This window comes from Empedobacter falsenii (assembly GCF_019308355.1).
Taxonomy (GTDB): Bacteria; Bacteroidota; Bacteroidia; order Flavobacteriales; family Weeksellaceae; genus Empedobacter; species Empedobacter falsenii_B.
This window is the reverse complement of the sequence record NZ_JAAGKM010000061.1, coordinates 1-10,697: the sequence shown is the minus strand read 5'-3', so window position 1 is coordinate 10,697 and position 10,697 is coordinate 1. Positions and strand designations below refer to the sequence as shown.

At 28.0% G+C, this 10,697-nt stretch carries 10 protein-coding genes; all 10 read right to left on the bottom strand.

Annotation, left to right across the window (positions count from 1 at the left end; all coding sequences use genetic code 11):
- Window positions 1-109: 109 nt before the first annotated feature.
- The 10 genes from G0Q09_RS14020 to rfbA all read right to left on the bottom strand — a co-directional run bounded on the left by G0Q09_RS14020 (window position 110) and on the right by rfbA (window position 10,511).
- Entirely contained in the window at window positions 110-1,033 is a 924-nt protein-coding gene (locus G0Q09_RS14020; RefSeq protein WP_219035344.1) for a glycosyltransferase family 2 protein, read from the bottom strand.
- Window positions 1,034-1,039: 6 nt separating this feature from the next.
- The gene (locus G0Q09_RS14015) at window positions 1,040-1,645 is read right to left on the bottom strand and encodes a sugar transferase (RefSeq protein ID WP_219035343.1); all 606 of its coding nucleotides are present in this window, start codon (window positions 1,643-1,645) and stop codon (window positions 1,040-1,042) included.
- Complete coding sequence (locus G0Q09_RS14010) at window positions 1,626-2,792, bottom strand: glycosyltransferase family 4 protein (protein WP_219035342.1); 1,167 nt, start codon at window positions 2,790-2,792, stop codon at window positions 1,626-1,628. Before G0Q09_RS14010 ends, G0Q09_RS14015 begins: the two co-directional genes overlap by 20 nt.
- Window positions 2,782-3,729 carry a glycosyltransferase family 2 protein gene (locus G0Q09_RS14005; protein WP_219035341.1) on the bottom strand — a complete coding sequence of 316 codons (948 nt, stop codon included), beginning with the start codon at window positions 3,727-3,729 and terminating at the stop codon, window positions 2,782-2,784. Before G0Q09_RS14005 ends, G0Q09_RS14010 begins: the two co-directional genes overlap by 11 nt.
- 4 nt (window positions 3,730-3,733) lie before the next feature.
- Entirely contained in the window at window positions 3,734-4,819 is a 1,086-nt protein-coding gene (locus tag G0Q09_RS14000) for an EpsG family protein (protein WP_219035340.1), read from the bottom strand.
- Window positions 4,820-4,887: 68 nt separating this feature from the next.
- A complete protein-coding gene (locus G0Q09_RS13995; protein WP_219035339.1) occupies window positions 4,888-5,985 on the bottom strand; it encodes a glycosyltransferase family 4 protein in 1,098 nt (365 codons plus the stop codon).
- A complete protein-coding gene (locus tag G0Q09_RS13990) occupies window positions 5,982-6,953 on the bottom strand; it encodes a glycosyltransferase family 2 protein (protein ID WP_219035338.1) in 972 nt (323 codons plus the stop codon). The genes G0Q09_RS13995 and G0Q09_RS13990 overlap by 4 nt, the downstream gene beginning before the upstream one ends.
- On the bottom strand, window positions 6,950-8,020 hold the full coding sequence (locus tag G0Q09_RS13985) for a polysaccharide pyruvyl transferase family protein (RefSeq protein WP_219035337.1): 1,071 nt from the start codon (window positions 8,018-8,020) through the stop codon (window positions 6,950-6,952). Before G0Q09_RS13985 ends, G0Q09_RS13990 begins: the two co-directional genes overlap by 4 nt.
- A 1-nt stretch (window position 8,021) precedes the next feature.
- Window positions 8,022-9,410, bottom strand: coding sequence for a lipopolysaccharide biosynthesis protein (locus tag G0Q09_RS13980; RefSeq protein ID WP_219035336.1), 1,389 nt, complete (start codon window positions 9,408-9,410; stop codon window positions 8,022-8,024).
- A gap of 240 nt (window positions 9,411-9,650) precedes the next feature.
- The gene (rfbA, locus tag G0Q09_RS13975; RefSeq protein ID WP_219035335.1) at window positions 9,651-10,511 is read right to left on the bottom strand and encodes a glucose-1-phosphate thymidylyltransferase RfbA; all 861 of its coding nucleotides are present in this window, start codon (window positions 10,509-10,511) and stop codon (window positions 9,651-9,653) included.
- Window positions 10,512-10,697 lie beyond the last annotated feature (186 nt).

The following is a 10,697-nucleotide window of genomic DNA, read 5'->3' as shown; positions in this document are numbered from 1 at the left end:
TGCCTTGATTTTGTTCTGATAAGATCTTGACGATCTGAACTTCTGTAAAATTGCTTTGTTTCATAATTATCCCTAAGTTAATAAACTATATTTTTAAACGTTCCGGTTTTTAGGGAAGATTACAGTTATTATAACCTTTAAAATAATAGATGGGATATGCTGGATAAGGTCCTTTTTCCAGTTCAACCAAAACATGTTTTAAAGAAGAATAATTTTCTTTTCTTTTAAGAAACCTTACCAATGCAAAAAATGTATAAGATTCTTGTCGTTCTTTAAGTCTTAAAAATGCTTTATTATTCTCATCTTTATTGGGTAACAAATCAATAATAGCTTTAAAACGATTTGCGGCATAAAACATATCTCTGTTTATTTTTTCATTACGTTCTTTGTTTACTGTCTTAACTGTAGAATCTGGATTTTCAAAGTAACAATATACCTTATTATTGTATACGCGCCCTTTTTGTACTTTTTGAATAAGTTGAGCTGTAAAAATACCGTCTTCACAAAGTCTATCTTCTTCAAATAACAAACCATCTAAAATTGATTTTTTAAAAATATACCACCATGGGCCGTTATTATAATTGTGTTTTTCTAGTAACTGAACACCATCTCCCTTAGTTAAAAAAATTAACTTCTCTGGTTTTAAATTAATGTCGAATCTATTTTTTGTTCGCTCACATTCAAATCCTAAAAAATCTAATGATTGACTTTCAATAATATTCAACAAATTTTTTAAATATTGTGGTTTTAAGTAATCGTCAGAATCTATAAAAAAGATATATGATCCTATTGCATGTTTAAGTCCTACATTTCTTGCTGTACTTTGCCCTTTATTAGGCTGATTAAAAAGTCGAATATTAGAATAGCTATTTACCAATAACTCACAAATGCTTAATGAATTATCTGTAGAACCATCATTCACTAAAATAATTTCATATTCATCATCTGTTAAACTTTGAGAACGTATGCTTTTCACACATTCTTCAATATAATTTTCGACATTGTATACAGGAATAATTATTGATAATTTCATACTAATTTAATTTTTTCCGTTAAACATTTCCATAGTTGCTTGACCGTCTTGAGAAATCCCTTCTCGAACAACAACTTTTTTGATAGTTAAGAAAAATATTTTTATATCTAAAATAAAAGATAAATGGTCTACATACCAAATATCTAATTCAAATTTCTTAGTCCAAGAAATGGCATTTCTACCATTTACTTGCGCCCAACCCGTAATACCTGGACGTACATCATGACGACGTTTTTGCTCTTTATTATACAAAGGTAAATATTGTGGTAATAAAGGTCGTGGACCTATGATTGCCATATCCCCTTTTAAAACGTTGATTAATTGTGGGATTTCATCCAACGATGTTTTTCTTACAAATGCGCCAATTGATGTTAAACGATCGGCATCAGACAAAAGATTTCCTTGTGCATCTTTTTTATCGTTCATGGTTTTGAACTTGATGATTTTAAAAATGCGCTCGTTTAACCCTGGACGTGCTTGAAAAAAGAAAGGTTTTCCTTGATTGGCAAAGTATAAACCTATCATCACGACTATAAATAGCGGGCTGAGTACCAACAAGCCAAAAAAAGCGGCAAAAAAATCGAATAGGCGTTTAAAATAGTTTTTGTACATTTTTTTCTGAATGTAAGTTTTTATAATATTTTAGTGCTTGAGCAAGTACATCATTGTGATTGTATTTTTTTATAGCATTTTCTCTACAAAAAGATTTCATCTCTATCAGTTGATGTCTATTTACATAAACTTCATCCATTTTATTTTGTAATGCATCTTTATTTTTAGAAGGGATTAAAAATCCATTTTTACCTTCTCTAATAATTTCATTATAACCTGTTATATTAGAAGCTATTACAGGTACTTGCATTAAATTAGCTTCTAATAATGATAACCCAAAACCTTCTCTATACGATGGTGAAACAAATACATCTATAATTGAAAGATATTTTTTCACATCCTTTTGAAAACCTGTTTCAATTATATTAAGATTAGATTTTATTAAATACTTTGTTGATTCTTTAATTGGGTCTAAATTTTCTTCATAGTTGCCAACTAAAATTAATTTAATATTATTATGTATTTTATTTAATTCATTAAAAGATTCTACCAATTCGTTAATTCCTTTATCACCAACAATTCGCCCTACAAAACCATAAACAAAATCATTCGCTTGTATATTTAGCTCATTCCTTGTTTTTTCGTTATTATAATTTGTTTCTAAAAAATTTTCAATCACCATCCCATTCGCGCTTCCATTATGTATAACAGCTATATTTTTATTGGTAATTTCTTTTTGTGCTGTTTGTTTTATACCATGACTAACCGCAATGATATTTGTAGCACAAAAACAAGAAATTTTTTCCATCCCTATTAATAGCTTACGTTTAAATCCAAAAGTACCTTCGTACCTAAATCCATGTATATAGTAAATACGATTTGGTACTCTTGTAAGATAACCTGCAATAAGACCCAATAAAGATGCTTTAGGTGTATTACAATGTATAATTTGCGGTTTATATGAAATAAAATATATAATTAGTTTTAATAAACTGATTAGATCTGAAATGATAGAAATTTCTCGTTTCATTTCAATACCTTTATAGTTTACATGTTCACGATCGGCTATTTCTTTCAATAAAGGACTAGGCGAACTTATAAGCGTTACATCATAAATTTCGTTTAGGCCATTAATTTGATTTTTAAAGAAATTTAATGAATTGGGTATTGTTGTTAGTATTATAAATTTGATGTTATTATTTCCCATTCAAAATCAGTTTTATCATAAACAATCCTAAAGGTATTTTTAATATTCTCCTAAACAAATCCTTTTGATTATGTCTCAAGACACCATCAAGATGAAATAAATTATTCGTCTTAAGTTCATTAATTTTTTCATTTAAAAACACACTACCCAACTTATTTTTTAATGAATGATAGATTATGTCTACTGTTAACCAAGTTAATCTATCGTTTACAAAGGTTTGATTTGTTATCTCTATTTTGTTTGCAAAATTTTGAATCGATTTTGCTACAATTAGCATATCATTCACTAATTTAATTTTTCTAGTCTTATCATTATTTCTTGTGATAGAATTGGGCATTTGAATAAAATGTTGTACAACCTCACTTGAACTTTTAATAGATTGTGATAACAAAAATGCGCGTGTATTGAATTCGAAATCTTCAATATATATATGTTCTTTAAAATATAATTGGTATTTATTTAAAAAAGCATTAGCATATAATTTATTACAAGCAGAAAACATCGATGGATTATTTTCATAGTACGATATACCATCTAATTTAGATAGTACATTATTTGCTTTAAATACAGAAATTATATTATGATTAACATCAATATTCTTCGAAGAATACTCAATAACATCAGCATCTTCATTTGCTAAAAACTGATAATCTTGTTTAATTAAAACATCATCTGCATCTAAAAATAAAACATATTTACCTTTTGCATTCTTAATCCCTAAATTTCTTGCTCCTCCCAACCCTTTATTCTCTTGGGATAATATTGTTATATTGGGATTATTCTTTTTTAATTGATTTGCAACTTCTAATGAATTATCTGGCGAACCGTCATTTATCATTAAAACTTCGTAGGCAACATCTTTAATTTGTATATTGTTTATGCATTTCTCTAAATAATGAGCAACATTATACATCGGTATTATTATAGTTAATAGCATTTTATTATTTTATTACATTCATTAAAAAAGTAAATCCAAAATATGCCAAAGTGATATAAACAATCGCCATATATTGATTTTTAAATAGTTGTTGTTTTAGGAGTGGATAAATAATCACCAAAGCCATCATGAACCACGATAAATAGGCAAATCGATTGGAGAAATTGGCTTTGATTACTAAAATCCAAAAAGCATTCGCTATTACATAAGTCCCATAAATGATGCGGTAGGTATTATCTGTAAATTTCTTTTTGAAGATATAGAACCAACCTGCATAAATAGCAGCGGCACTATATAAGACAAAATCCCAACGGAAACCAGTACTAGCAAATGCACTTGCATCTGCTTCTTTAGTTAAATAAGATGTACGATCGTCTTCCATTAGCCCCGCAAAAAGAGCTTGTATAGGACCACCAGCTACTAAAGAAATAGGGATACATATAAACCAACCAATTAATATATGTCGTGGATTTTTATAAAAATAAGCCACTAAAAAAGCTAACGTTGGAATTAACATAGAGCTATGAAATTGTATGGCTATAAATAAAATTAACGCTTGTAATCCTTTTTTATTGGTTGTAAATACTAATAGAAATATAGAAGTAGCTATCCCATTACGCATCCCATTAGTCCCATATGCCCAAAAAGAGAAGGAAGCTATAAATAAATAAAAAGCGTAGAACCCATATTTTTTAAACAGTTTTTTGGACACTACATATAAAGGTACCATATACAAACAAGCTAACATAAAAAAATATTGATTAGCTGTTAATACCTTAGAACAATAATACGTTAAATACCAAAAAAAATAATCACTCTTTATTCTATCAGAAGGATTGTCTGTATATTTAAAAAACTCAAATTCGTAGTTATAAGTTGTCATATCTATAAACCTGCCATGTATTGGCCTAAACCCAATATATAAGAGAGAGAAAACAAGTAATGCATTACATAGCAGATTAACATTAAGCAGATTAACCGCGCTGTTTAATTTAAACGTATTGGCGTATAGGATTACCAAAAACAATACAGCTAATAGTATAAAATTGTATATATTTTGATATAAATCTATTGGTACAAAATCAAACATTTTAAGATAATTGGTTGAAAATAGTAAGAAAGGTAGTTTATTTTATTTATTTAATTCTTAACGATTCTCTATTTTTTTATTTTTTTAAACAATTCATCCCACACTGGCATGATCTGCTCAGGCAAATAACGCTTTGCATTATCTTTAGCATTCCTTCCCATGATAATTCGTTTATTTTCGTCAAGTATTAATATTTGTAATGCATTAGCTAATGCCTGAACATCTCCATTTGGAACCAAAAAACCATCTTCCTTATCTGAAATAATATCAGAAGGTCCATGAGGACAATCAAAAGAAACACATGGCAAACCACACGACATCGCTTCAATTAACACCATACCAAAACCTTCAAACCTTGAAGACATAACATAAATAGATGATTCCAAATATTTTTCTTCAATAGATGAAGTAGGAGGATAAAATGACACTCTATTTTGGATACCTAATTGCATAGCGAGTTGATGTAAACCTTCTTTAGGTTCTTCTTTTCCATATATTTCTAATTCCCAATCCGAATTTTCTTTACAAACAACCTCCCAAGCTCTTAATAGTTGGTCATAACCTTTTTGATATCCTTGCTTACCTACAGCAATTACCTTTTTATTATTAAGTGCTGCTGATTGTTCAGGATAAAACGATGTTGGATTTGGAATAACTTTTAAATTACGCAAGTTAGGCCATTCCTTTATATTTCCATTTGTTAAAACCACAAAAGCATCAAACTTTTTTGCCAAAGTAGCCATTATAGCCCATTTCAATTGAATACTTTTCTTTTTTAAAAACGAATCGCCTTTAGTATTCTCGACTTCCTTTGAAATATGGCGTTCATAAATTGTTGGAATTTTATTTCCAAGAATGATTGGCAAGAAAAAACCTTTTAGCCCATCATCACAAACAGAGATAATATCTGGTTGTACTTGCTTTATAATTCTTTTTATTCCAAATATATAGTTCCAAATATAGTTAAAAAGGTTTCCTTTAACCATAATACTATGTAAGTGAATGTCTGGTAAAAAAGTATAAAAAGGATTAAATTGAGTTTCATTTAATGAAACAATATGCACTTCATAATTTAGTTTTTCCGATAAATAAGAAGTTTTTATCGCTAAAACACGTTCTAAGCCGCCTGCACCATTTATGCCATTAGTTACATATAACAGTTTCATAATATTTTTCTTAAAGTTAAATATAAAAAAATACTTTTATTTAGCAGTTTAAGATAAAGTTGATTTTTAAAGTCTAAACCATCAATGTCTTTAAACGGGTAGAAAATGTTTTTTTGTAATTCTTTAACTATCATTTTTTTTTCATTATCAGTGTGATTAGAGAAATATTTTGGCTGAAGAATAGTTAAATAAAAAATAAAAACTCTTTTTCTTATAAAGTTTTTATATTCAATTTTTATACTTTCATTATCAATTAATTTTTCAAATAAATTGATAATTAATAATTTATCAAAAGTTGATTTTGATTTAAAATTAGTCATGATTGACCCTGAATTTTCAAAATAGTGGTAGAAAATTTCATTAAAAATTAAAACCTTATCTACCAAATATAAAGCCCTAACAATAAACTCTTCATCTTCATGATAAATACCTTCATAAAAAAAGAGATTATTATTTAATAAGAATTCTTTATTAAATATATAATTCCAAGACATCGGCTTAAAATTATCTAATTCTATGTAATCTTTAATTTTAATAAAACCAACTTCATTTTCATTTAAAGCATCAGAAAAATAACTAACAATTGAATTGTCTTTTAAAATAAAATCAAATCCAATCTTAAGAATTTTTGACTGTTTTATTATATCATAATTCTCTATAAAACTTGAAATTGAATTTTCTGAAATTGAATCATCAGAATCTACAAACCATATAAAATCACCTGAAGCATTTTTAATACCTGTATTTCTAGCTCCACTTAATCCTTTATTTTCTTGATAAATTATCTTTACATTATTAATTCCTTTGAGTATTTTTTCACATAAAATATCACTACTATCTTTAGAACCATCAATTACAACAACTAATTCAATATTTAAAAAATCTATATTATTTGAAATAATACTTTTCAAACATCTTTCAATATAGTTTTCTACATTATATACGGGAATAACAATAGATAGTATCATAATTTTTCTATTTCATTTTTTAAAATCCAAAATTGATCTTCGAAACTTAAATTAGATGCTTGATTATTAAAATTTTCTTGAAGAATAATATCATGGAAACTATCCAAATTTACAGCTAATTTAGTTTTTTTAGAATCTTTAATCCAATTATAAAAATTAGTTAATTTATGGTCACATGTTGGAAGAGCTATTACATTTGAATTGGTTATATAACTAAATATTAACCCATGTAATCTATCTGTTACTATTAATTTAGCGGTAGAAATATTCTCTATTAATTGATCAAATGCTATATCATTTGGAATATTGCTCTTTCTATTAATGGTGTCAAACTCACTCAAGTTTTGATATTTACTTTTTATAAGGTTTTTAATTTTTTGTTTTTCATTGTCAGTGAAATTAGATTCTTTATCATCTCTTAAGCAAAATAGCACCTTATCCTCTCTCTCCTTTTTATTATTATAATTGAGATATAAAACAGAATCTGGTAATAACACAACTTTTACATTAAATTTTGATTTAAAAAAGTCATATGATTTTTTATCTCTAGCTGTTAATAAAATTTGATTTCTATTTTTTTCAAAAATATATTTTGAAATCTTTAAAACAGCTTTTCCTTTTAAACTATTTTCATAGCTAGCAGATTGTGGTAATTGAATTCTCTTGAACTTTCTGAAAAAATAAAAGATAGCCTGCCTGTTAAACTCTTCTGTTAAATATCTACTACCCATATTCCCTCCACCAATTAAAAAAACTAAATCAGTTTCTTTACTCATTAAATTTCTATAATGAAATATTTTATTTGGCATTTCAGATATTTTTAACTCTAAAATATTATGATTTGGATAAAAATCCTTTATCATTTTTTTTGCAGAAATATATAAAGCATAATCCCCTAAATTCTGATGTGTTGGTATTAAGCCAATCAATATATTACCGCTTGAAGAATTAGCTTTTTGTTTTTTATATTTTATTAGTAAAATAAAAATACTTTTTCCCAAAAAATACATCTCGAAAAAATCTTGAGCTAATTTATTACCAAAAATTTTTTTTATTATTTTATACATTTCATTTACTCCTTTTATTAATAAATTCTTTTAAATTTTCTTTATTTAGTATAAGTAAAGTCAATACTGACATTATTACATTTAAAAACAGAACATACTTATTCCCATAATTCAAAGCGGAAACTAATATCAATAAAAAAGTCATTATTATTACCAATTTATATGGAAAAACAATTGAAAATATATTCTTCATGTGAATGATTCTTATGACCAATAGCACTAAATAGCCAAATAAGACAGCAAAACTTGCCCCAAACAATCCAAACTTAGGAATTAGTAAAAAAGACAATCCCACTGTAACTAATCCACCAAACAAACTACTCGTTAATGCGCCTCTTGTCTTCTTTGCACTAAGATAACCTGTACCATAAAACCCTGCAATTGAACTAAGAATTATACTTAATAACAATATCGGAGTATACTGCCAGGCTTCAAAAAATTCTTCGCTTACCAAATAGGTTAGAGCAATTTTATTTGTGGCAACTATCAAAATAGATAGGGAAAATAAGATGCGAACGTATTTCTTTAAAACAGTGCTGTAATATTCATCTCTACCCTCCCTTTCATAACTTAATATTGATTTTTCCTGCCAAGCCAAATAAAAAATATTAACAAACATAAGTAAAATAGTTGGAAGTTTAAAAGCAATAGCGAAGATTCCATTTGCAGCGGCTCCCAAATACAATAAAATTATGTAGCGGTTAGCCGAAGAAATAGCCCACCAACTCAATGAATTAGGAATCAACGGAATGGAGTATTGAAGTAATGTTTTTCCAAAAGCAATTGATATACTTTCTTTATCCCACAAACTATATAAATTTCCTGAAAACAAAAGAATCAAACTAGTCACAATTCCCGAAACCATACTGGAATAAAGTAAGCCTTCAACTTTAAAATTAAAAACAGTTAACGAAAGAATTGCTAATCCAACATAAATAAAAGTATTGATTAGTCCCACACCAACATACATTTTGTTTTTACCTAATCCGCGAATGCATTGTAAAAGAAACAAGTAAATAGATTGAAAAAAAACCAAGAAAAAAAGTAAATGAAAGTAAGCTATTGGCGAATACCAATTATATAGATACATCAAACAATACAATCCTAAATGCGAAAAAACTAAAATGAAGGAAATAGTTGAAAAAACTCTTTTTTTATTGTCAACTGTATCATTATCTAATAACCATCGTAAAGCTGCATCAGTCAATTGAAATGTAACAAAAGGACTCAACAAACTCAATGTGATTAATATTAAATCATAAGCGCCAACATCTTCTTTTGATAGATAAAATGTAGTAAAAAACACCAACACGAAACTTATTACCTTTGAAGAAAGGTTTCCTATCGTGTAAAGAATAGTTAATTTTAATAAACTCTTATTATCTTTCAATTGTTTTTCTGTTAGTTTAATTTAACTAATTGTACAAGGCTACTTAGTAATTTATATTATTTCTCTTTTTTTTCAACAACACTACAAACTACATTATATACACCAAAATCTTCAACTCCTAAAGAATTCAATACAACTCTGTAGGTGTATAAAGACACAACCATCGTTAACATCATTCTAAAATAAAGGAATAAAGTATTTTTAGCTATTTTTTTGTTTTCTGACACTCTAAATTAATATTTATTTACAAATATTCATTAAATACTCCCCATAACCACTCTTCTTTAATGGTTCGGCAACTTTCATTAATTGTTCTTTATTAATATAGCCCATGCGGTAGGCTACTTCTTCAATGGCACCGATTTTCATACCTTGGCGTTCTTCTATCACTTGTACAAACTGCCCCGCTTGCATTAAGGAAGCAAACGTACCGGTATCTAACCAAGCGGTTCCACGATCGAAAACACCAACTTTCAATTTACCTCTTTTCAGGTATTCAGCATTGATATCGGTAATTTCTAACTCTCCACGAGGAGATGGTTTTATATTTTTTGCTATTTCAACTACATTATTGTCATAAAAATATAATCCAGGAACAGCATAATTTGATTTTGGTTCAGTAGGCTTTTCTTCGATTGAAACGACTTCATTCTTCTCGTTAAACTCAACAACACCATATCGTTCGGGATCGCTCACTTGATAAGCAAAAACTACACCACCATCAGGATCTGCTGAGTCTTGTAATAATTTTGACATCCCTGATGCATAGAAAATATTATCTCCTAATATCAATGCTACTTTATCATCGCCAATAAATTCTTCTCCTAATATAAAAGCTTGCGCTAATCCATCTGGACTTGGTTGCTCTTTGTATGAAAATTTACATCCGATAGTAGATCCATCACCCAATAATTTCTCAAAATGAGGTAAATCGTGAGGCGTAGAAATAATCAATATTTCATTTATCCCAGCCAACATTAATGTCGACAACGGATAGTAAATCATTGGTTTGTCATAAACAGGCATCAATTGCTTGCTTACAGCCAATGTTAATGGATGTAATCTCGTACCAGATCCTCCTGCTAATATTATTCCTTTCATGTTTTTTTTTATGTTGTTAAAACGGTTAGATGGTTAGATGGTTAAAGGGTGAACTTGTGAACTTGTAAACGTGTGAACTTGTTAGCTTCTTCACTTCTTCACTTGTTAACTTCTTCACTTCTTCACTTGTCAAATTGTGAACTTGTAAACTTGTGAACGTGTGAACTTGTAACTCCTTCACTTGTT

Bases quoted from the DNA above. Each gene is read 5' to 3' on its own strand.
- G0Q09_RS14010 (WP_219035342.1), bottom strand. From the start codon at position 2,792: ATGGGAAATAATAACATCAAATTTATAATACTAACAACAATACCCAAT.
- G0Q09_RS13985 (WP_219035337.1), bottom strand. From the start codon at position 8,020: ATGTATAAAATAATAAAAAAAATTTTTGGTAATAAATTAGCTCAAGAT.
- G0Q09_RS14005 (WP_219035341.1), bottom strand. From the start codon at position 3,729: ATGCTATTAACTATAATAATACCGATGTATAATGTTGCTCATTATTTA.
- G0Q09_RS14000 (WP_219035340.1), bottom strand. From the start codon at position 4,819: ATGTTTGATTTTGTACCAATAGATTTATATCAAAATATATACAATTTT.
- G0Q09_RS14015 (WP_219035343.1), bottom strand. From the start codon at position 1,645: ATGTACAAAAACTATTTTAAACGCCTATTCGATTTTTTTGCCGCTTTT.
- G0Q09_RS13990 (WP_219035338.1), bottom strand. From the start codon at position 6,953: ATGATACTATCTATTGTTATTCCCGTATATAATGTAGAAAACTATATT.
- G0Q09_RS13995 (WP_219035339.1), bottom strand. From the start codon at position 5,985: ATGAAACTGTTATATGTAACTAATGGCATAAATGGTGCAGGCGGCTTA.
- rfbA (WP_219035335.1), bottom strand. From the start codon at position 10,511: ATGAAAGGAATAATATTAGCAGGAGGATCTGGTACGAGATTACATCCA.
- G0Q09_RS14020 (WP_219035344.1), bottom strand. From the start codon at position 1,033: ATGAAATTATCAATAATTATTCCTGTATACAATGTCGAAAATTATATT.